General features: G+C 46.8%; 18 protein-coding genes. 11 read left to right on the top strand and 7 right to left on the bottom strand.

Going from position 1 to position 22,403, the window contains the following annotated elements; translation table 11 throughout:
* Positions 1 to 138 precede the first annotated feature (138 nt).
* The 5 genes from ACKPCD_RS11780 (at position 139) to ACKPCD_RS11760 (ending at position 4,328) form a co-directional block, all read left to right on the top strand.
* A complete protein-coding gene (locus ACKPCD_RS11780) occupies positions 139 to 924 on the top strand; it encodes an SDR family oxidoreductase (RefSeq protein WP_288925999.1) in 786 nt (261 codons plus the stop codon).
* A gap of 38 nt (positions 925 to 962) precedes the next feature.
* Complete coding sequence (locus tag ACKPCD_RS11775) at positions 963 to 1,730, top strand: ChbG/HpnK family deacetylase (protein WP_288925997.1); 768 nt, start codon at positions 963 to 965, stop codon at positions 1,728 to 1,730.
* A gap of 354 nt (positions 1,731 to 2,084) precedes the next feature.
* Complete coding sequence (locus ACKPCD_RS11770; protein ID WP_321433309.1) at positions 2,085 to 2,738, top strand: ABC transporter ATP-binding protein; 654 nt, start codon at positions 2,085 to 2,087, stop codon at positions 2,736 to 2,738.
* A gap of 1 nt (position 2,739) precedes the next feature.
* Complete coding sequence (locus ACKPCD_RS11765; protein ID WP_321433308.1) at positions 2,740 to 3,498, top strand: ABC transporter permease; 759 nt, start codon at positions 2,740 to 2,742, stop codon at positions 3,496 to 3,498.
* A gap of 80 nt (positions 3,499 to 3,578) precedes the next feature.
* A complete protein-coding gene (locus ACKPCD_RS11760; RefSeq protein WP_276648119.1) occupies positions 3,579 to 4,328 on the top strand; it encodes an acyl-[acyl-carrier-protein] thioesterase in 750 nt (249 codons plus the stop codon).
* A 508-nt stretch (positions 4,329 to 4,836) separates the two neighbouring features.
* Here ACKPCD_RS11760 and ACKPCD_RS11755 read toward each other — a convergent pair.
* On the bottom strand, positions 4,837 to 6,471 hold the full coding sequence (locus ACKPCD_RS11755; protein WP_068558638.1) for an ABC-F family ATP-binding cassette domain-containing protein: 1,635 nt from the start codon (positions 6,469 to 6,471) through the stop codon (positions 4,837 to 4,839).
* A gap of 298 nt (positions 6,472 to 6,769) precedes the next feature.
* Here ACKPCD_RS11755 and brnQ point away from each other — a divergent pair, with 298 nt between their 5' ends.
* The gene (brnQ, locus tag ACKPCD_RS11750; RefSeq protein WP_321433307.1) at positions 6,770 to 8,125 is read left to right on the top strand and encodes a branched-chain amino acid transport system II carrier protein; all 1,356 of its coding nucleotides are present in this window, start codon (positions 6,770 to 6,772) and stop codon (positions 8,123 to 8,125) included.
* Positions 8,126 to 8,178: 53 nt separating this feature from the next.
* On the opposite strand, the gene ACKPCD_RS11745 is transcribed toward brnQ, so the two are convergent.
* Both ACKPCD_RS11745 and ACKPCD_RS11740 read right to left on the bottom strand, forming a co-directional pair.
* Entirely contained in the window at positions 8,179 to 10,320 is a 2,142-nt protein-coding gene (locus ACKPCD_RS11745) for an RNA degradosome polyphosphate kinase (protein ID WP_321433306.1), read from the bottom strand.
* Positions 10,321 to 10,371: 51 nt separating this feature from the next.
* Positions 10,372 to 11,910 carry a Ppx/GppA phosphatase family protein gene (locus tag ACKPCD_RS11740; RefSeq protein ID WP_321433305.1) on the bottom strand — a complete coding sequence of 513 codons (1,539 nt, stop codon included), beginning with the start codon at positions 11,908 to 11,910 and terminating at the stop codon, positions 10,372 to 10,374.
* 282 nt (positions 11,911 to 12,192) lie between these two features.
* Between ACKPCD_RS11740 and ACKPCD_RS11735 the strand changes: the two genes are divergently transcribed.
* A complete protein-coding gene (locus ACKPCD_RS11735; RefSeq protein WP_321433304.1) occupies positions 12,193 to 13,356 on the top strand; it encodes a 3D domain-containing protein in 1,164 nt (387 codons plus the stop codon).
* Between the two features lie 338 nt (positions 13,357 to 13,694).
* Here ACKPCD_RS11735 and ACKPCD_RS11730 read toward each other — a convergent pair whose 3' ends face one another.
* The 4 genes from ACKPCD_RS11730 to ACKPCD_RS11715 form a co-directional block, all read right to left on the bottom strand.
* Positions 13,695 to 14,429 carry an amino acid ABC transporter ATP-binding protein gene (locus ACKPCD_RS11730; RefSeq protein ID WP_276648100.1) on the bottom strand — a complete coding sequence of 245 codons (735 nt, stop codon included), beginning with the start codon at positions 14,427 to 14,429 and terminating at the stop codon, positions 13,695 to 13,697.
* Positions 14,422 to 16,575, bottom strand: coding sequence for an amino acid ABC transporter substrate-binding protein/permease (locus ACKPCD_RS11725; protein WP_321433303.1), 2,154 nt, complete (start codon positions 16,573 to 16,575; stop codon positions 14,422 to 14,424). Before ACKPCD_RS11725 ends, ACKPCD_RS11730 begins: the two co-directional genes overlap by 8 nt.
* 314 nt (positions 16,576 to 16,889) lie before the next feature.
* Positions 16,890 to 17,042 carry a YvrJ family protein gene (locus ACKPCD_RS11720; RefSeq protein WP_072763691.1) on the bottom strand — a complete coding sequence of 51 codons (153 nt, stop codon included), beginning with the start codon at positions 17,040 to 17,042 and terminating at the stop codon, positions 16,890 to 16,892.
* Between the two features lie 78 nt (positions 17,043 to 17,120).
* Complete coding sequence (locus ACKPCD_RS11715; RefSeq protein WP_068558602.1) at positions 17,121 to 17,990, bottom strand: Cof-type HAD-IIB family hydrolase; 870 nt, start codon at positions 17,988 to 17,990, stop codon at positions 17,121 to 17,123.
* Positions 17,991 to 18,187: 197 nt separating this feature from the next.
* On the opposite strand from ACKPCD_RS11715, the gene ACKPCD_RS11710 reads away from it, so the two are divergent.
* The 4 genes from ACKPCD_RS11710 (at position 18,188) to nrdE (ending at position 22,371) form a co-directional block, all read left to right on the top strand.
* A complete protein-coding gene (locus tag ACKPCD_RS11710; RefSeq protein WP_321433302.1) occupies positions 18,188 to 18,862 on the top strand; it encodes a uracil-DNA glycosylase in 675 nt (224 codons plus the stop codon).
* A 36-nt stretch (positions 18,863 to 18,898) separates the two neighbouring features.
* Complete coding sequence (locus ACKPCD_RS11705; RefSeq protein WP_321433301.1) at positions 18,899 to 19,594, top strand: alpha/beta fold hydrolase; 696 nt, start codon at positions 18,899 to 18,901, stop codon at positions 19,592 to 19,594.
* 241 nt (positions 19,595 to 19,835) lie between these two features.
* The gene (gene nrdI / locus ACKPCD_RS11700) at positions 19,836 to 20,201 is read left to right on the top strand and encodes a class Ib ribonucleoside-diphosphate reductase assembly flavoprotein NrdI (RefSeq protein WP_068558596.1); all 366 of its coding nucleotides are present in this window, start codon (positions 19,836 to 19,838) and stop codon (positions 20,199 to 20,201) included.
* Positions 20,194 to 22,371, top strand: a complete 2,178-nt coding sequence (gene nrdE / locus ACKPCD_RS11695; protein ID WP_086989797.1) for a class 1b ribonucleoside-diphosphate reductase subunit alpha — start codon at positions 20,194 to 20,196, stop codon at positions 22,369 to 22,371. Before nrdI ends, nrdE begins: the two co-directional genes overlap by 8 nt.
* Positions 22,372 to 22,403 lie beyond the last annotated feature (32 nt).

Here is a 22,403-nt window from a genome sequence, read left to right as displayed (position 1 = left end):
TTCCATTATACCAGACTACACCGGAAGCCAGCAGAGGCAATTATGGCCGACCGAGTGAAATGCTAGTGATGTGGACGCTTTTGAGCTATAGTATGTATAAGAGGTCGGACGAATTAAGCAGTTGAAGGAGGAACCAAAATGGATCTGGGGCTAAAGAATAAAGTGGCATTGGTCGTTGCTTCGAGTCAAGGGTTGGGCAAAGCGGTGGCGAAGGAACTCGTCAAAGAAGGCGCGCACGTTATGCTCACCAGCAGAAGCGAGGACAAATTGGCTGAGGTGAAAGAAGAGCTGGAAGCCATGCATGCCGGAAAGGTCGCGTATTTCCCTTGCGACATCACTAAAGTTGAGGACATCCAGAAACTGGTGGCACGGACCCATACAGTATTCGGGAAAATCGATATCTTGCTGAACAACGCAGGCGGTCCGCCAAGCGGGAAATTCGATTCCTTTTCCGATGAAGTATGGCAGCAGGCCTTCGAATTGAACTTGCTGAGCTACATCCGGATCATCCGCGAAGTACTGCCTGATTTGCGTAAAGAGGGCGGACGCATCGTCAACATCGCCTCGATTTCGGTGAAGACACCTTTACCGAATCTGGTGCTTTCCAATACGTTCCGAAACGGCATCGTCGGCCTAAGCAAAACGCTGGCCGATGAATTGGCGCCCGACAATATCCTCGTGAACGTCGTTGCGCCGGGAAAAATCGAAACCGATCGCTTGAAATATCTGAATGAGGCGAACGCTAAAGCGAGAGAATTGACAGTTGCGGAAGTCGACAAGGCTGCTATCGCAGGCATTCCTTTAGGACGTTACGGTACACCGGAAGAATTCGCAAAAGCTGTTGTTTTCCTTCTTTCCGAAGCGAATACATACATCACCGGCAGTACACTATATGTGGATGGCGGGGCAGTCAAAGCGATTTGAAGCCGAACCGCCATCCGAAACAGACAGGAGAATGAAATATGGGACAAGTAATCATCAACGCAGACGATTTTGGTCTCACAAATGGCGTGAACTACGGCATCATCGATAGTTTTTTGTACGGCATCACCACCTCGACGACCCTGCTGGCGAACGGAGCGGCATTCGATCATGCTGTGGCATTGGCATCCGATCATCCGGAGCTGGAAATCGGAGTTCATCTGAATCTGACGCTCGCAAAGCCCCTATTGCCTGACGCATCCACCATCAGTGCCGATGGGCGTTTCCACACCAGAGAATACGTGCAGCAGCATGCAGCTTCACTGGATCTGGATGAGGTCTATGCGGAGTGGCATGCGCAAATCGAAAAAGTTCGCAAGGCGGGCATCAAACCAACGCATTTGGATTCGCACCACCATGTGCATATGTTGGAGCCGCTCAACAAAGTCATCCTGTCTTTGGCGATCCAGTACGAGCTGCCGATCCGGGATCATTTCGAGGGTAGCCATGGGGTGCTGCATACGGACCGCCAATTCGACCTCGGCTTCGCTGCTGAAAAACCGCAGGCCGAATTGGGAATGAGTGTGATGGAGAAGTTGGATGATATTATGGCCGTCCTGGAAAAGCCGGACACCTCGGTCGAATTGATCGTCCATCCGGGTTATGTCGATGCCAGTCTGGAACGCGTCAGTAGCCTGCAGAAGGATCGAGCCTATATGGCCGAATTCTTGATGCATTCAGATTTTGCGGATCGCATCCGTGAGGATGAGGCAATCCAGTTGATTTCGTATGCGGAATTGGGAGAGTAATACGATAAGAAATAACAAAGGCTGTCTCGTTTTTCGAGACAGCCTTTGCCGTTCTCCGGCGAATGAAGGCTTGACCGGAGTTCAGACTGCATTCGGGCTTGTGTGCTCCGATGAGACCGGCCTCACCGGAGCTACAGGAAGAAACTGAGTAAACTGGGTTGCTCCTCTGATCAGCATATTTTAGTCCAATAGTATCATTTTGTATTTGTTGCTAAATTATAATCATTATCATTAACAAAAAATAGGGAATCAGTGATAGAATAGAAGAATGAAGCATTACCAACCTGAACAGCGGTTTTTGGAGTTTGCATCGGGTTTGGATGCAATTTGAATGATAAAGGAGCAATCTAAAAAATGGCATTATTGGAAATGGAACATCTGAGTTTTGTGTCGGACGGCAAAGTCATTCTGGATGACATCAGCTATTCGCTGGAAGAGGGCGAGTTTCTCTCGATAACCGGCCCGTCCGGAAGCGGCAAGAGCACACTTTTGAAGATCATTGCGACGATCCTTTCGCGTACCGAAGGGGAAATACGCTACCAAGGGAAATCGCTGGATCAATATGAACCTACCGAATACCGCAAGGAGGTTTCCTACACATTCCAGACACCTGTTTTGTTCGGAAAAACCGTCCGCGACAATTTGGCTTTTCCTTACGAAATCCGCAAAAAGGAATTCGATGAAAAGAAAGCAGTCGCATATTTGGAATCGGTCGGGCTGCCGAAGGAATATCTGAATAAAGAGATCAACACCTTGTCGGGTGGAGAAAAACAGCGTGTCGCCTTGATACGTAACGTCCTTTTTCAACCGAAAATCCTCCTCCTTGATGAAGTCACGAGCGCCTTGGATGAAGCGAATCGCCAGATCATCTGGAAATGGCTCCAGGAAATGCGGAATCATTCCGATATGACGATCATTATGGTCAGTCATAACGAGGAAGAGTCCAGCTTGGCGGATAAGAACATCCATATCGTTGCAGGGAAAATCGAGAAAGAGGAGGCAAAATAATATGGATCTACAAGTCAGTCCAATCACGCTCATGTTGAGCTTTTCGTTGGTAATGGTGGGAGTCTACATCTCGTACAAGGAAAAATTAGGAACGGCCAAAGATATCTTGTACAGCATTACCCGAGCCATTGTACAGTTGATCGCGGTCGGATACGTATTGACCTATCTGTTCAATGTGAACAACACAATCGTCACTCTGGCGATGGTTGCGGTCATCGTCTTCAATGCGTCATGGAATGCCCACAAACGCAGCAGCAGTATCCCGAATTCTTTGAAGATTTCGCTCATCGCCATCTCCGCTTCAGCGATTTTGACGTTAGCCATTTTGGTCCTGTCCGGGTCCGTTAAATTCATCCCTTCACAGATTGTGCCGATCACTGGAATGATAGCCGGGAATGCGATGACGACCATCGGCTTGTGCTATCGTAACCTGAATTCCTTGTTCCGCGATCAGCGCCAACAGATTCTGGAAAAACTGTCTCTCGGTGCGAATCCGAATCAAGCTTCGCGCACAATCTTGCGGGAAACGATCAAATCAGGCATGCAGCCATCTTTGGATTCCGCCAAAACAGTGGGTATCGTTTCCTTGCCGGGCATGATGTCGGGTTTGATGTTTGCCGGCACCGTACCGATGACGGCGATCATGTATCAGATCATGGTGACTTTCATGCTGGTGGCGGCGACAAGCATCTCGTCTTATATCGCCTCTTTCCTAGCATACCGCGAATTCTACAACGACAGACAGCAATTGCGGGTCTGATTTTGAATGGTATTTCGGTTGGTCCGTGCTGAAAAGTATGGTATCCTTTCTATTATAAAATTGATTTTGGAGGGAAAACATTGAGCGGATTAATCTATCGCAGAACCCATCGCATCAAAGGCTATGAATGCGACATCACCGGTGAAATCACCTTGCCAGCGCTCGTAAACTTGATGATGGACTTGTCGGGACAACAAAGCGATTCACTCGGGAACACGAATGACCAGATGTCCGAAAGAGGACTCAGTTGGATCATCGTGCAGTACGACATGCAGATCGAACGCATGCCGCACCAAGGCGAAGAAATCATTCTGGAAACGGAAGCGATGAGTTATAACCGCTTCTTCACCTATCGCCGCTTCCGGGCTTATGATGAAAGGGAACAATTGTGTGTGGAAGTGATGACGAACTTCGTCATGATGGACATCGAAACCCGTAAGATGGTCCAGATCCAAAAAGACTTGCTGACCGTTTACCAGGCTGATGAAATCCGGACGATGGTGCGCATGCAGAAACCGATCCAGCTGGAGCCGGAAAACCGCAAGGAGCAGGAGTTCCGCGTCAGATACCTGGATATCGACTACAATCGCCATGTCAACAACGCGAAATATTTCGATTGGATCATCAACACAATCGACCCGAAATTCATCATGGATCATCAGATGGCTGCCGTTACGATCAAGTATGAAAAAGAAGTCGAATACGGCAACAGCATCACCAGTGTCATGTCGACAAAAGAAGCTGAGAACGGCGAAATCATCACCGCGCACCGCATCATGAACGGCGAAGACCTAGCCTGCGAAGCCCACATGATCTGGAAAAAAGTATAGAAAAGCGGAACGGGTTCGTTCAGCCCTGAGTAAGGAAACACTGTGACCTAATCGGTCAAGTACTCTGATGTCACAGTGCGACATCAGAGGGCCTCACTACGAGACCAGTTGGATGGCCTGATGACAGGACTAAGCGATTGAAATCGCAAGAGTCATGACAATTTAGGAAATCTGGCCTCGCAACGTTCCCTACGGTCACCTTATACTGGTGCTCTAAGGGATGAATCCCTAAGAGTCCCATGCAAATGAGCATCGTAGAGCGCAATTGCTGAGAGACTTCCTGCGTCAGCAGGTTAGACGAACAGTATGTCTTGGCTCGCAGAGCCAAGAGGTTCCTAATCCCTTTTCCGAAGGGCTTACCCGTGAAGCTAGCCACCGTTTTGGGATGCATGGAATATTTTGCAACCTTGTGAAACACCAGAGGTGATGCACTTTTGGAATTGAAATATGTTATTAAAAAAGAGGAACGACCCGAACGCTTGGGTTGTTCCTCTTTTTCATGCTGGTTTTATGCTTGTTCTTTATAAAGTGCGTTGATTCTTGCTTGCACGTCTTTATCTGCCAAGAAGTCTTCGTAGGTTGTTTCCATTCTGTCAACAACGCCGTTTGGAGTCAATTCGATGATACGGTTCGCAGTAGTGTTGATGAACTCGTAATCGTGTGAAGTGAACAACAATGCGCCTTTGAAAGCGATCATGCCGTCATTCAACGCCGTGATGGATTCAAGATCCAAGTGATTTGTCGGGTCATCCAGCACCAAAACGTTTGCTTTTGAAAGCATCATTTTCGATAGGATGATACGTACTTTTTCTCCCCCGGATAGGACAGAAACTTTCTTCATGACATCTTCACCTGAGAACAGCATGCGGCCCAAGAAGCTGCGCAAGAAAGTGTTGTCGTCCTCTTCTTTGCCTGCAAACTGGCGCAACCATTCCAAAATGGTGATATCGGCAACCGGGAATTCGTTCGTGTGATCCTTCGGCAAATAGCTTCTTGAAGTTGTGACGCCCCATTTGAAAGTACCGCCATCAGCTTCCATTTCGCCCATCAAAATCTTGAAGAGGGTAGAAGTAGCGATATCTTTGCGGCTTGTGAAAGCGACTTTATCGTTTTTGTTCAAAGCAAAGCTGATGTTGTCCAAAATTTTGACGCCATCGATTGTTTTGGAGATGTTTGAAACCATCAACAAGTCATTTCCGATTTCGCGTTCCGGAGTGAAGCCGACGAAAGGATATTTACGGGATGATGGTTGAATATCATCCAAGGTGATTTTATCCAATGTCTTTTTACGGGATGTCGCTTGTTTGGATTTCGATGCATTTGCACTGAAGCGCGCAATGAAGTCCTGCAACTCTTTGATTTGTTCTTCTTTTTTCGCATTGGAATCAGCGGCCAATTTAGCAGCTAATTGACTGGATTGCATCCAGAAGTCGTAGTTTCCGACATACAATTTGATTTTTCCGAAGTCAACGTCACACATGTGCGTACAAACCGTATTCAGGAAGTGACGGTCATGGGAAACAACGATGACGGTATTCGGGAAGTTGATCAGGAACTCGGACAACCACTCGATTGATTCTTTGTCCAAACCGTTTGTCGGCTCGTCCAAAAGCAGTACGTCCGGTTTGCCGAATAGGGCTTGCGCTAGCAAAACTTTAACTTTTTGTGGCTCCAATAGGTCGCTCATCTGCTTGTAGTGCAAATCTTCGCCGATTCCTAAACCTTGCAAAAGACTTGCAGCATCGGATTCGGCTTCCCAACCGTCCAATTCAGCAAATTCGCCTTCAAGTTCGCCGGCTCTGATGCCGTCTTCTTCAGTGAAGTCAGTTTTTGCATAGATAGCGTTCTTCTCGGCCATAATTTCATAAAGGCGTTTATGCCCCATGATGACAGTGTCCAATACTTGATGTTCTTCGAAACCATAGTGGTTCTGGTTCAATACAGCCAGACGTTCATTTGGATCCAAAATGATGTCGCCGGTTGTGGGTTGGATAACACCTGATAAAATCTTCAGGAAAGTGGATTTTCCAGCTCCGTTTGCACCGATGACGCCATAGCAGTTACCAGGGGTGAACTTTAAGTTAACATTGTCAAACAACTTGCGATCGGAAAATTGTAAGCTGACATTTGATACGGTAATCATTTTTTTACATTCCTCAATTCTTGTTTATAGTCAATTAATTCTAGCATATTCCAGAAAAAATAAAAGGATTTTAACACAGTGTTTACAAAAAACGAGTAGGACCGTTTCTTTTATGGCAATCGTTTGTTCGGTTTTGTCGTAATGTTGCCATCATTTTTGGGTGCGGACATGGAGTAAGTAAAAGCCGCGCAAATGAGAAAATGATAAGTTTTATTTGATTAACGCCCCCCATTCTAGTAACAGGAGAAACGCCATGATAGAATTAAAAAAATTGAAAAAGAAAGTTGGCTGAAAATGAATGGATAAGAAATTATCGAATAAAGAATATATATACATTGGCTCCATGCTCTTCGGCTTATTTTTTGGTGCTGGCAACCTGATTTTTCCGGTTCATATGGGACAATTGGCTGGGCAAAATTTATTACCGGCAATATTAGGGTTTATCATGACTGCAGTGGGGTTGCCGTTTTTGGGCATCGTGGCGATGGGGCTGTCCGGTAAAGAAAGCCTGCTGGAGATGGCGAGCAAAATCAATCCTAAATACGGTGTTTTTTTTACAGCGGCACTCTACCTTACGATTGGCCCATTCTTTGCGACGCCGCGTACCGCTACTGTCTCCTTCGAAGCAGCCTTTGCTCCGTACTTGGAACCCTCAATGACAAAAATGGCGCTGTTTCTGTTCTCGTTGCTTTTCTTCATAGCTGTCTTATGGTTCTCCCTGAAGCCCTCGGAAATATTGAAATGGGTAGGTAAGGTTCTGAATCCGATTTTTCTGGTATTTCTTTCGGTTTTGATTCTCTTCGGATTTTTCGCTCCGTTAGGCGCAGCGAGTGAGATACCAGTAGACGCAAGCTATCAGACTGGTGCATTCTTCAAAGGCTTTTTGGAAGGGTACAACACAATGGACGCACTGGCCTCCCTGGCTTTCGGGATCATCGTCGTCACGGCGATCCAAGGTTTGGGCGTCACCAAGACAACAACCATCGCGAAGGACACGATAAAATCCGGAGCGATCAGCATGTTGTTGATGGCTGTCATTTATGGTTCCTTGGTTTATTTGGGTGCAACGAGTCGCGGCATATTTGAAATCAGCGACAACGGCGGCATCGCCTTGGCACAAATCTCGAACGAGTACTTCGGCATCTTCGGAGCGGTTCTGTTTGCTGTCATCATCACCGTTGCCTGTCTGAAAACGGCAATCGGGCTGATAACTGCCATCAGCGAAACGTTTGTGCACATGTTTCCGAATTCGTTAGACTATAAACAATACGTCTATCTTTTCACTGCTATTTCCTTTGGTTTGGCGAATCTGGGTTTGAGTCAGATTATCGCCTTCTCGATTCCGGTATTGATGTTCCTGTACCCCTTGGCAATTACCTTGATCTTCCTGTCGATCACAAGCAGCCTGTTCAATGACCGGACGATTGTCTACCAAATGACGACCTTGTTCACCTTGCCATTCGCAATTGTTGATTTTCTGAAAGTTTTGCCGCAAGGAATCAAGGATGCTGTCGGCCTGGATGGTTTCATCTCTTGGACAGATGCAGCGATCCCGTTATCCGATATCGGAATGGGTTGGCTGATTCCGTCGCTGCTCGGTTTTGCGATCGGCTTGGCGATTTCAAAAAATAAAAAATCAATTAACTTAAAATGAAAGAACGGGGCTGTCTCAGATTGAGACAGCCCCGTTCTTTTCCGCATTCTTCGTTATTTTTTGAGTCTTCGTTGGATTTTTTTGAACCAGGAATCCTTTTCGGCAAGAATGGGAATCTCTTTTTCCTTATTCGCCAGTTCCATGAAATACTTTTGTGCATCCACAGCAGGCCTATCATTTCGGACATGGTGGTAAGTGCCGTCCGGATACAGTTCGCGTGCTTTCGTGTTGTCGGCAAGATAGACGTCCATCAACGAAAGGATCTCTTTCTTGATGGCTTTGTCCAGAATCGGAAATTCTATTTCGATCCGTTTGATCATGTTACGGGTCATCATGTCTGCGGAAGAAAGGAAAAGATTCTCATCGCCGTTATGATGGAAATAGTAGATCCGGCTATGCTCCAGGAAACGGCCGACAATGCTGCGGACATGGATATTATCACTGACGCCAGGAACTTGGGGCTTCAGGCAGCAGATGCCGCGGATGATCAAATCCACCCGTATGCCTGCTTGACTGGCTTCGTATAGTTTCATGATGACGCGTTTGTCCGTCAAGGAATTCATTTTTGCGATGATATGCCCATTCCCGGATTGTTTATGCGCCGCGATTTCGTCGTCGATATATTCAATGAATGAATCACGGATTTCGAAAGGTGACACATGCAAGTGATTGTACTCAGGCTGATCGGAATAGCCGCTCAAATAGTTAAAGAAGTTTGTCGCATCCTCGCCGATTTCCTTGTTAGCCGTGAAGATGGCCATGTCCGTATAAAGTCTGGCAGTCTTATCATTGTAATTGCCGGTAGCCAGATGGACATAACGGACGATGCTGTTGTTTTGCTTTTTGACCACCATCGTGATTTTGCTGTGAGTCTTCAAGTGGGTCATGCCATAGAGCACATGCGCACCGGCTTCTTCCAATTCCTTCGCCCATTGCACATTGTTCTCTTCGTCGAAACGGGCTTTCAGCTCGACCAGTACAGTGACTTGTTTGCCCGATTCTGCTGCAGCCTTCAACCCTTCGATGATCGGTGAATCTTTGCTGACCCGGTAAAGAGTCTGCTTGATGGCGATTGTGTCTTCATCCTCAGCGGCACTCTTGATGAAATCGACGACCGGATCGAACGAGTCATAGGGATGATGCAAAAAAACATCCTTCTTTTCGACCACGTCAAAAATATTTTTTCCGGACAGATCGCTTGGCGTTACCGGAGAAAAGCTAGGGTATACGTCTTCTGGAGAAGCAATCGCCAGATAGCGGGTCAATTTACTGAGGAAAGTAAGATCCAATGGTCCATCGATCATATAAACATCACGATCCTCGAGATCCAGTTCGGTCTGCAAAAAGCGCACGTCTCCGTGTAGGGACGCGATCGTATCGCGCGTGTCAATTTCAAGGCGGACAGCCATACCATTTTTGCGCTTCTTCAGGTAATCCTGGATGACCACCAGCAAATCATCCGCACCATCTTCATGCAATTCCAAATCCGCATTGCGGGTGATGCGACAACTGAAACTATTCGTGACAGTGAAGCCTTTGAATAAGGTGTGGATGAAATGGCGCACGACGTCTTCGAGTAGAACGATGCCGATGTCATTTTTGTTCTCGTCCAACAAAATGAACCGTTGTAGCGGGGCAGGAACCGGCACGATCGCAACGCGGGTCGTGTCCTCCTTTTGCAAGTTAACGAAAATATGGATCAGTTTATTGTTCAAGTTCGGGAAAGGACGGTAAGCATCGATCCCTAATGGTGTCAACGCGGGAAAAATTTGTTCATGGAAAGTTTCTTCAATGATTGAAAATTCACTTTTTGAAAGAGCGCTGATTTTTTTGATGCGAATATTTTTTTCGGCCAATTGGTTCAAAAGTTCATAATAGGACTTGTATTGCAGCGCGATATTTTCGCTATTTTTCTTGGAGATGGCAGACAACTGTTCAACGGGGGTCCTATCGGTTTTGCTGTCCGTGATATGGTAGCCGAGTTTGAACTGATCCTGCAAACCGGCTACTCGAACCATATAGAACTCGTCAAGATTGGAACTTGCTATGGATAAAAAGTTCAGCTGTTCAAGCAAAGGATTCTGAGGATCTTGCGCCTCCTCAATGACGCGTTTGTTGAAGTCCAACCAACTCAGTTCTCGATTGAAATAATAATCCGCATGAGCAAGATTGGGTTTACTATCTGATTCCATCATACGACACATCCATTCATTCGATTTATAAGGTTTATTTATAGCATAATTTCGTTAACATTCTGTAAAAATAATGTTAAGTTTACCGCTCAGCAGACGCTCGATATGTTTGCGTTGACGTTCTGCGCGATATTCTTCCGCAAGGATGTCACCTTTATAAGAAAGTACCAGATCGTACCCATTTTTTATCTTAATGATTTTGATGTCCCGGATAACTTCCATATGAGAATCGTTAAGGGCGTCAGCGAATTTGATGATGCCTCCGAATGACTGCAGCTGATCGATTAGGGTCACTGTGTACCAGTCCGTAAATCCGGTTAAGTATTGGTTGAAGAGTGAACGGTTTTTGAAGCTGGCCAATAAAGCGGTGCTTACCCGTTCCTTATGGCTGATGCCATCAAGGTCGCTATTGGAGATGATGTAGAAGGTATGCTGCGAACTGGCGCCGGTTTCGACGAATTGGCCAAGGTAATAAAGGTAACTTCCGAAATGCAAGAGTTTCTCCATTTCCGGATTTTTGTCAAAGATACCCAGTCGACACAACTCTTCATACAGCATATCGACCAGCTTCACCCTTTGCTGCGCAACATGCGCCAACGTGTGGTAGCTGGCGGCAAGCCTGCTGACCGATTGGGCAGCGATGTTGTAAACACTGAAGGGTTTATTCTCATATTTATCGTTCAGGAATTCCATCACGATACCTTCACGCAACCCTTTATTGCTGAACAAAAACACGGGGGCTTTCACTTCATCGAAGAGGGTATTGAATACCACATTAGCCGGTATGATCAGATCGGTCCGGTCCCGGCTAAGCCCATCCAGATTCTGCAACTGCGGGATGCTCAATGACTGGAACAAATCCAAGGTCATTTGGAGATCATTTTTGTACATACGGTAACCATGCACGCCCGCTAACCGATAATCGATTTTACGTTGGTGGACATTCGCGATGCTTCGGGCAGAACCGCCCATTGCAACGATGGGCACTTGCTTCTTGCTCAGCCACTTGATCGATTTGAACTGGTCCTTCACAAATTCCTGCATCTTCTTGATCGCCTTTGGGTCATTGTGCTCTTTGCCGTCAAAGAACATCTGTTTTAAGGTCACGACCCCAAAAGGAAAACTGTGGTATTGCTGAAGTTCTTTATTTTCATAGTAGGTGACTTCCGTACTGCCACCACCGATGTCGATCGTGACGCCGTTTAGGAATTGGGTCGTATGCAGAACAGCATAATTCCCATAAAAAGCTTCCTTCTCTTCCGGCAACAGCATCATTTCGATTTTGGTAGCTTTGCGTACTTGTTTGATGATATCGTCGCGGTTGGTGGACTGACGGATAGCAGCCGTCGCTACCGGCATCAAAACGCTGACTTGATACTGATCAGCAACAGATTTGAAACTTTTCAGAACTTTGATGAGTACATCGATACCTGCTTGGGACATCTTTTTCTTCTTGTCCAAATACTGAAAAAGACGTGCAGGGGTCTTGATGTTCTGGACTTGAAACATTGTAAAGTGTTCATCGATTTCAAAGATGACCAAACGGATGGTATTGGATCCAATATCGATCAAACCTATTCTCTCTAGTAGCATGAGCGTCTCCTTCTGAATCCCGGGTCTTCCAAGATTCCTCACTTTCCATTTTACTGGAATTTATCGTTTTTGTCATAGTTTTCTCTTAGTGAGCTAGTGAAACAGGGGAGAAATGTTACGGGAAAGAATCTTATGTTACGAATGGATTACGAAAAGGTTCCTAATAAGGCAATGAGAGCACCAGGTGAATCATTTGATACGAAACAGTAAAATGAATGCAACCCTCCCATAAGAGAATTTCGATATAATAAAGGAGCATTTTCAAAAGAGAGGCGTGAGATTTTGAATCACAAAAAGCGTATGGGGAAACTGATGTTGGCCGGCTTGGCAGCAAGTCTGACCCTTTCCATTACACCTGTTCAAGGTTCCACCTTAGATACTTTAACTCAAGAAGAAAAACAGACAGAAGCTCGAATCGCTTCAGTAGAAGTTACAATCGGCGAAACACTGGCCTCGATCAACCTGAAGCAAATGGAGATTGATGACCTGGAGGCGCAGATTGTTGCTGCAGAAGAAAGTCAAAGCGAGACAAAAACTGCAATCGAAGCTCAAAAAGAAGTAATCACTTCACGCAAAGAACAACTGAAAACACGGCTCGTTGCTTTGCAGACTTCTGATGCAATGACGAATCAGATTTTGATGTTGCTGGATTCCGAAAATTTTGCCGATTTCATCAGCAGAGCCTATGTCGTCGGTCAATTGCAGGCTGCCGATAATGAGCAGATCGAATCTGCCATTTCGGAAGAGGAGAAACTGATGGCATTGGAAGAACAGTTGGCTGATGAAATCGAAACAGTCAAGGTTGCTGAAGGCCGTCTGAAATCTGAATCCTCTGCGCTGGCGGAAGAATTAAGCACATTGAAGGACATCCTGTCCGAAAACCAAATAGTGCTGTCGCAAGTGCAAACTGAGTATGCAACTGAAGCAGACCGTTTGGCTGCCGAAGCTGCTCAAGCCAAAGCCGATGCCGAAGCGGCCCAAGCTGCAGCGAACGCGGCGGAGGAACACGTTACGGTTGCTGAATCTACAGCGCCTTCCCTGCAAGAGGGAACAGTTGCCACACAAGAACCCGAAAGCCAAATTACCGACAGTTCGGTTGCCGCTGTTGAAACAGCGCCGGTCGTAACCGCGCCGACTGTGACAGAGCCACCTGCTTCCCAAGGCAAAACAGTGACTGTTTCAGCAACAGCCTACTCGCGCCACGAAGCTGGATTATCCAACTTTACCGCCACAGGCATCGACCTTTCGATCAATCCGATGGTCATCGCGGTGGATCCTTCCGTGATTCCATTGGGAAGTATCGTCAGCGTGCCGGGCTATGGCATAGCGATCGCCGGAGACACCGGTGGAGCGATCGTCGGCAACAAAATCGACTTGCACATGGAAGACTTGAACGCTGCGCTTGCCTTCGGCAGACAGACGTTGACGATCACCATCCTGCAATAAAAATAAAGAATCGGATCCTTTTCAATTATGCGAAAGGGTCCGATTCTTTTTGTTTTTGAGTGGGCAGCGCGTCACCAGCCTGTCAATAATTTCCCGAACTCCGATAAAGCGATGCTTGGCCGAAGGTGAGGGGAGGTTAGCAAGCGCTCCTCCGGTGAGACTGTCTTCGCCGGAGGTAGCGTCACCCTTATCCTGTCAGCTCCGGCAAAGCCAAAGCTCCCCGGAGCTGCGGGCTGTTCGGGGGCAGACTCCCACAGAAAAAAGCTTCTCGTTTTCCGTATTTCTCAAAAAAAACAAAGGTTGCCACTTTCTTAGGTGGCAACCTTTGTTTGACGTGATTACAATACTTTGTTAAGGAAATCCTGCGTACGTGGGTTTTGAGGGTTACCGAATACTTCGGTAGGCGTGCCTTCTTCAACGATATATCCGCCATCCATAAAGATGACGCGATGTCCGACTTCTCTTGCAAAGCCCATTTCATGCGTAACAACAACCATGGTCATTCCTTGTTTTGCCAGTTTTTTCATGACTTCAAGAACGTCGCCGACCATTTCGGGATCAAGCGCGGATGTTGGTTCATCGAAAAGCATGATTTCCGGATTCATTGCCAACGCACGTGCGATGGCGACCCTTTGCTTTTGACCGCCGGATAAGGAACTAGGGAAAGCGTCAGCTTTTTCGGACAGACCGACTGTTTCCAGCAATTCGAGTGCTCTTGCTTTTGCGGTTTCCTTATTTTCCCGTTTCAGTTCAACCGGAGCCAGTGTGATATTGTCCATGACCGAAAGGTGCGGAAAAAGGTTGAAGTGTTGGAAAACCATCCCGATTTCTTCGCGGACTTTATTGATGTCCGTCGTTTTTTCGGTGATGTCCTGTCCGTCGATCAGCACGTGTCCGTCAGTGACTTCTTCAAGTTTGTTCAGACAGCGCAACAGGGTGCTTTTTCCTGAACCGGATGGGCCGATGATGCAGACAACTTCTCCTTCAGCGACTTCAAGATCGATCCCTTTCAAAACCTCATTGCTGCCGAAGCTTTTCTTCAGGTTCGAGACATTTATTTTTGCGTTAGCCATTCTTTAATCTCCCTTCAAGGTTTTTCGAAATCTTCGTAAGGATCGTGATGACGATGATGTACATCAAGCCGATGATCAACCACATGTTACCGGAAGCGTAAGTTCTGGCGATGATGATTTTACCGGTCTGTGTCAACTCGACAAGGCCGATGATGGATAAAATGGAAGTGTCTTTCAAAGTAATGACGAATTGATTGATGAATGAAGGAATCATGATTCGGATTGCTTGCGGCAAAATGATTTTGTTCATTGTCGTTTGATAAGTCAGACCTAAGCTGCGTCCGGCTTCCATCTGCCCGACATCAACCGCTTTGATACCGCCACGGAAGATCTCTGCCAGATAAGCTGCCGCATTCAAACTCAAGGTGATGATCCCTGCAACCGTCGAACTCATCCGGATCCCCATCAATTGTGGAACCGAGAAGTAGACGAAGAATGCCAAGACGATCAACGGCACACCGCGCATGATGTCGACGTAGATGGTTGCGATCCAGTTCAATGCTTTGTTAGGGGAGACGCTGAACAAGCCGATGAAGATACCCAATGCCAATGCGATCACGATGGATGCAAAAGTGATCAGGATCGTTCTGCCCAATCCTTGCAATAATGTTTTCCAGTTTTCCTGGATCAGTCCGAAGAAGGAAGTGTTGCTTGCTTCTGTGTCGGAGCCGAGATAGTCGTTGAGAATTTCTTCATAGGTTCCGTTGGACTGTAAGTTCGCTAAGCCTGTGTTGATCATGTTCAACAGTTCGGCATTCGTATCTTTCGCAACTGCGATCCCATAAGAACCGCCTGCTTCTTTTTCAGTAGCCAATTTCAAGGCGATGCCTTGACCTTCGATGGCATAGGCCATAACCGGATAATCTTCGAACGCCGCAACGGAATTGCCGGCGATGACGTCTTGGTACATGTTTGCTGAATCATCGAAGGTCGATAATGTGAAGCCATATTCATCTTTGATCGATTCGGCGAAGGTTGCGCCTTCCGTTCCGGTTTTGACGGCCACGGTCAGGCCTTCCAAGTCTTCATAGCTGTCGATATCGCTATCGGCGGCAACAGCCATAACCACACCACTTTCGAAGTACGGTTCCGAGAAATCAAAGGTCTGTTTGCGTTCATCGGTGATGCTCATGCCGGCGATGACAGCATCCACTTGTTTAGCTTCCAACGCTTGAAGAGCCGCATTGAATCCCAATGGCCGGATTTCGATTCCGAAACCTTGATCTTTCGCGATTGCACGGATCAGATCCATGTCGATACCGACATAGTTACCGTTAGCGTCCTGGAATTCAAATGGGGCGAAAGTTGTGTCGGTTGCGATGATAAAAGTTTTTCCGTTCTGTGCCGGGACATCCAGGCTCGTATCAACGGAAGCACCGAGGTATTTTTCTTGGATGGTTTGATAAGTGCCATTCTCTTTCAGATTAGCCAAGCCCGCGTTGAACATTGCCAACAATTCAGGATTTGAATCCTTAGCTACTGCAAAACCGTATGAACTGCCGGCTTCTTTTTCAGTAGCCAATTTCAGAGCCAAACCTTGGTCCTCAATGGCGTAGGCCATTACCGGATAGTCCTCGAATGCCGCAACGGAATTGCCGGACAGGACGTCCTGGTACATATTGGCGGAATCTTCGAAAACAGTGGTCGTGAAGCCATATTCATCCTTGATGGATTCGGCGAAGGTTGCGCCTTCCGTTCCGGTTTTGACGGCTACGTTCTGTCCTTTCAGATCTTCGTAGCTTGAGATGTCGCTGTCATCGGCAACTGCCATGACCACGCCACTTTCAAAGTACGGCTCCGAAAAGTCGAAGGTTTGTTTCCGTTCGTCCGTGATGCTCATGCCGGCGATGACGCCGTCAACTTGCTTGGTCTCCAAGGCCTGCAGCGCTGCATTGAAGCCCAGTGGACGAATCTCCACTTCAAACCCTTGATCTTCCGCAATCGCTTGGATGAGTTCCATATCGATGCCGACAAAATCGCCGTTCGCATCCTGGAATTCAAATGGTGCAAATGTGGTGTCTGTCGCGATGACAAACTTTTGTGTTTCTGTTGCCTCCACTACTTGATGCTGGGCTGATCCAAAAATAAAAAAGCCCAAAGCCATGAAGAGCATCGGCAACTTGAGTCGCAGTTTCTTGCTTAACATATTTTTTCCTCCTTATAAAACAGCATTTCTTCCGAATAACCATGAGATTACGATGAAGCCTCTGCTTGAATATTCATATAATACCACATCGAGATTATATTTTAAATTCACAGAAAGCACAATCTTATAGCGACGTGAACATGTTAGGAAATGTGACATGAAAACCAGATGACATAAAAACGCTGACATAGGAGTGTCAAACGGTTCGGCTTATTTGGGAACGTTCGTAAAAAACGCAGCAAAAAGCTCTGGCATGATGGCATAAAAGCTGTCATGTCAGGGCTCTTTCTATACTTTTTGAGGCATTGTTGTGATCATTTGAAAGCCCGACTCAGTTCTTCAATCGCGCCGACAAGTGCATCGAGCTTTTTTTCCATCCGGTGCAATAGGTACATCGCGATTACGATCGGAAACCCGGTATTGCTGATCAGTTCCATATATGCCAACACATCCACGTTCGCATCCATTCCTGTTCCCTCCTTTCCTACATCCATAAAGACGAAGGTGAGGAGGGAAGTGTAACTGTCAGTGTTCCGTTTTCGGTATCACAGATTTTCGTTGATGCAGCGCATGATGGCTTCGGCAACGCCGTTTTCTGAGTTTTTGGAAGTGAGGTGCTTTGCAAATACTTTGACGCCATCTTCAGCATTGGCCACTGCGAAGCTGGCGCCGGCTACTTTCAACATCGAGACATCATTGAAGTTGTCTCCGATTGCCATGACATTCTCCAAGGGAATCCCTCTTTTTTTGGCGAACTTTTCCAAAGCAATCCCTTTTTGTGCTTCCACATGGTTGATTTCGATGTTGTTTCGGAAGGAGGAGGTCACAACCAACCGGCTGTCCTCTGCCAACTTTGTCCGGATCGGCTCCAATTCGCTTTGTCCGGAATCGCTGAATACAAGGATTTTCAATACTTGTTGGGTATTGTCATCCAGAACGTCTTTGAAGTCGTCGACATAGTTGACGTGCATCACTTCCAAACGGGCGACCGCCAAGACAAGCGCCATTTTGAATGTTGTGTCAGGGTTTGTCTCGTGCAGCAAGGAAGTCATTGACTCGATCCGGCGCACTTTGTCATCCGAAAAGATCCCTTTTGATGTCATGATTTCGCAGTAAAGACCATATTTTTTAACATCTTCCAAAATACGGCGTGTGGTTGTTTTATCGATTCCCAAATTTTCGACCAACTGTCCATCTTCATCAAAAACTTGCCCGCCGTTAAGCGTGATCATAGGGCAGTCGATGCCAACTTCCTTGAGGGCCGGAACAGCTTCAGCATATCCTCTGCCGGTAGCGACCATAAATTTGATGCCTAATCTATTTGCTTCGTTGATGGCGCTCACGTTCGATGCGGAGACCTCCATCTTATCGTTCAATAAGGTGCCGTCCATATCCGAGACGATCAGTTCAATCATATATTCATCCTCCTGTTCGGTAATTGCAGTATATTCACACTTATATTCTACCACGCTTTTCACTTTTGGTTAAAAATTAGTTTCAAGAACTGCATAAACAATATGCCAGTAGGCGGAATGACTGAAAAAGGTCCGCCTAATATGGTAAGATAGTTGCAATCGGAATCGAAAAATATGACAGATAGTGGTGTGAAAACATGAAAGCAATTATCCATAACGAGTGGCAAGAAAAGCTGGAAAAGGAGTTCCAAGCGCCGTATTACCAACAGTTGCGCGCCTTCCTGAAGGAGGAGTATCTGAACGAGACGGTCTATCCCGGAATGCAGCATATCTGGGAAGCCTTCGAATTGACGCCTTACAACAAGGTGAAAGTGGTCATACTCGGGCAAGATCCTTATCACGGCCCCAATCAAGCGCATGGATTGAGTTTTTCGGTCCAAAGAGGTATCAAGTTACCGCCTTCCTTGGTCAATATCTACAAGGAACTACAGGATGATCTGGGAATAGAACCAGCGAGACATGGCAATTTGACAGCCTGGGCGAAGCAAGGAGTTTTCTTGCTGAACACAGTCCTTACGGTGCGCGACGGAGAAGCCAACTCCCATCGCGGAAAAGGGTGGGAATTATTGACCGACGCTGTCATCCGAGCGTTGAACGAGCGGCAAGAACCAGTCGTCTTCATTCTTTGGGGAAATGCATCGATAGCAAAAAAAGTGTTCATCGACACAACCAAGCATGTCGTGATCACATCGCCGCATCCAAGTCCGTTATCATCCTATAGAGGTTTCTTCGGATCGAAGCCTTTTTCAAAAACGAACGAAGCACTCAAATCTTTCGGCGTGGAGCCGATCGACTGGCGCTTGCCGGAATAAAAAAAGAAAGGAATGTCGCCTATGAGAGGAAAGACAATGAAGAACGGAAAAGCAAAACTCTTCTATCAGGTAGGGGGTTCCGGTGATGCCTTGCTGCTGTTGCATGGCAACGGAGAGAGCTCAGACATCTTCGCTCAGCAGTTTCCTTTTTTTACGAAATACTTCACAGTCTATGCACTTGATACACGCGGTCATGGCCGATCGGAGCTTGGCGTAAAACGGTTGACATTCAAGCAGATTGCACAGGATATCCTGGCGTTGCTCGACAAGGAAGGGATTCAACGGATCCATGTGCTCGGGTTCAGTGATGGCGGCAATTTGGGTTTATATTTAGCGGCCCATCATCCAGAACGGATCGCTTCTTTGATTGCTATGGGTGCTAATTATGAAGCGGATGGCCTGACCGATGATTGCTATGAAGAAACCTTAGGACGCTACGAGGAACTGTTGGCTTTGCCGGATTCCGACCCGGAAAAAACGCAGCTACTGTGCGTCCATAAGCTGATGCTGGAGGAATTGGATCTTTCTGCCGCAGACCTGAGCCGTATTCAAGCACCAACCTTGCTGCTGGCGGGTGAATACGATCTGATCCGCGACGACCAAACAGAGGCGATGCACCGCTTGATTCCCGGGTCACAGAAATACATCGTGCCTGGAGGCAGTCATAGCTTTTTCGTGGATGATCCGAAAGTGCTGGAACAGCTCGCGAAAAAATTCTATTCAAATTTGTGAATTTTGGAGCGTATCACGAGGTGCACCCGGAGAATTATGTTAGAATGAAACTCTGAAATGTCGCCGGTGGCAACCATTCAGTGCGGTGCCAGTTTTGGCCGGTTATAGTGAAAATACAAGCAAAGGCACGATATGTTGTGTGATTTCCGTGTGCGCACACTACATGTTGTGTCTTTTTGTTGTAATTCGCTTCTTACAAACGTATAATGGATGAAGAACGTTTGGAAAAGGGTGATGCAAGATGAAAGTAGTATTTATGTCGTTGACCGGCCAAACAAGGAAGTTCGTGAATAAACTGGGCTTTGAAACGATGGAATTAACAGCCGGTAATCCGTTCCAAAAAATGGAGGAGCCATTCATCATCGTTACCCCGACCTATGATAAAGAAGTGACGGATATTTTGACCGATTTCATTGAGACGGATCAAAACCGTGCTTACTTCAAGGGTGTGGCGGGTGGTGGAAACCTGAATTTCGGCAAGCTTTTCGGCTTTACCGCGAAAGATTTGGCACACGATTATGGCGTCCCGCTGCTGCACTTGTTTGAGTTTCAAGGCAATGAGAAAGATATTCAGATTTTGAAAGAGAAGGTGACGGAACTTGGATAGTCCAAAATTAGTAACCAAAACAGATGATGTAACCTATTATAAATTGAACAATGAAATCAATCGTCCGATTGATAATGCCATCCCTTTGCATAAGGATAAGGAAGCCGTACGAGCTTATTTCCTGGAGCATGTGAATCCGAACACGGTATTCTTCTATACGTTGGATGAAAAACTGAATTATTTGATCGAGCACGATTACATCGAAAAAGAATTCCTGGAGAAATACCCGCTTGATTTCATCAAAAAGTTGATGCAGGATACGTACAACAAAAAATTCCGTTTCAAGTCTTTCATGGCGGCCTACAAGTTCTATACCCAGTACGCGCTGAAGACGAACGACGGCAAACGTTATTTGGAGCGTTATGAAGACCGGATCGTCTTCAATGCACTCTTTTTGGCTGACGGGGACCAGCAATTGGCTGTCGATCTGGCGGAAGAGATGATCCATCAACGCTACCAACCAGCGACGCCTACCTTTTTGAATGCAGGCAGAAAACGCCGCGGGGAATTGGTGTCGTGCTTCCTGATCCAAACGACGGATGACATGAACAGCATCGGCCGCACGATCAACAGCGCGCTGCAGTTATCCCGCATCGGCGGAGGCGTCGGGGTCAACCTGTCTAACGTCCGGGCAGCCGGGGATCCGATCAAAAAAATCGAGAACGCATCGAGCGGCGTCGTGCCGATCATGAAGCTTCTCGAGGACAGCTTCAGCTACTCCAACCAGTTGGGCCAGCGCAATGGAGCCGGTGCGGTGTACCTGAGCGTATTCCACCCGGATATCGTGGCCTTTCTTTCCACTAAAAAAGAGAATGCGGATGAAAAAATCCGCGTGAAGACTTTGTCGTTGGGTCTCGTCATTCCGGACAAATTCTATGAGCTGGCGGCGAAGGACGATCAGATGTATCTGTTCAGCCCATATGATGTGGAGCGGATCTACGGCAAACCGTTCTCCTATGTCGATATCACCGCGGAATACGAAAATTTGGTCAACAATCCGGAAATTTCAAAATCGAAGATCCGTGCCCGCGACCTTGAGAACGAGATCAGCAAACTGCAGCAGGAATCCGGCTATCCGTACATCATCAACATCGATACGGCAAACCGCACCAATCCGGTAGACGGAACGATCGTCATGAGCAATCTGTGCTCCGAGATTTTGCAGGTGCAACAACCTTCCTTGCTGAATGACAAGCAGGAGTATGAAGTGCTTGGAACCGATATCAGCTGTAACTTGGGTTCGACGAATATCCCTAACCTGATGCAATCGCCTGATTTCGGAAAATCGGTCGAAACGATGGTCCGTGCCCTGACTTATGTAACCGACCACTCGAGCATCGATGCGGTCCCGACAGTCAAGAACGGGAACGACCTAGCGCACACAATCGGTTTGGGCGGCATGGGCTTGCATACGATGTTCGCAACGAATCAGATGCATTACGGTTCGCCTGAATCCATCGAATTCACGGACATCTACTTTATGCTTTTGAACTATTACACTTTGGCAGCCAGCAACAAAATCGCCAAGGAACGCGGACAATCATTCGTCAATTTCGAGAAGTCCAAATATTATACGGGCGAATATTTTGATGCCTATACTGATACTGATGTCGTTTTCCAATCCGAAAAAGTCAAACAAATCTTTGAAGGGATCAAGGTTCCGACGAAAGAAGATTGGTTGCAGTTGAAACAAGCAATCCATGAATCCGGCTTGTATCACCAAAACCGTTTGGCGATTGCGCCGACCGGTTCGATCAGTTATGTAAATGAAACGAGTGCAAGTCTGCACCCGATCACGCGTCTGATTGAAGAACGTCAAGAGAAGAAAACCGGTAAGACTTATTATCCGGCTCCGCAGCTTTCCAACGAAACAATGCCGTATTATCGTTCGGCCTACGATATCGATATGCGCCGTGTCATCGATATTTATGTCGCTGCTCAAAAGCACATCGACCAAGGCATGAGCCTGACGTTGTTCATGCGCTCAGAATTGCCGGAAGGTATGTATGAATGGAAAGAAGGGCGCACAAACAAAATGACGACTCGCGACCTGAACATCCTGCGCAATTATGCCTGGAAAAAAGGAGCAAAATCGATTTACTATGTGCGTACTTTTACGGAAAACAATGACGAAATCGGAGCGAACGCTTGTGAATCATGCACCATCTGATGATTCAACGCACTGTATTTGATTACCCGTCA

Source organism: Trichococcus flocculiformis (assembly GCF_963662535.1).
GTDB classification, from domain to species: domain Bacteria; phylum Bacillota; class Bacilli; order Lactobacillales; family Aerococcaceae; genus Trichococcus; species Trichococcus flocculiformis.
Note: the sequence above shows the minus strand (reverse complement) of the source record. Positions and strands in the feature narration are given on the sequence as shown.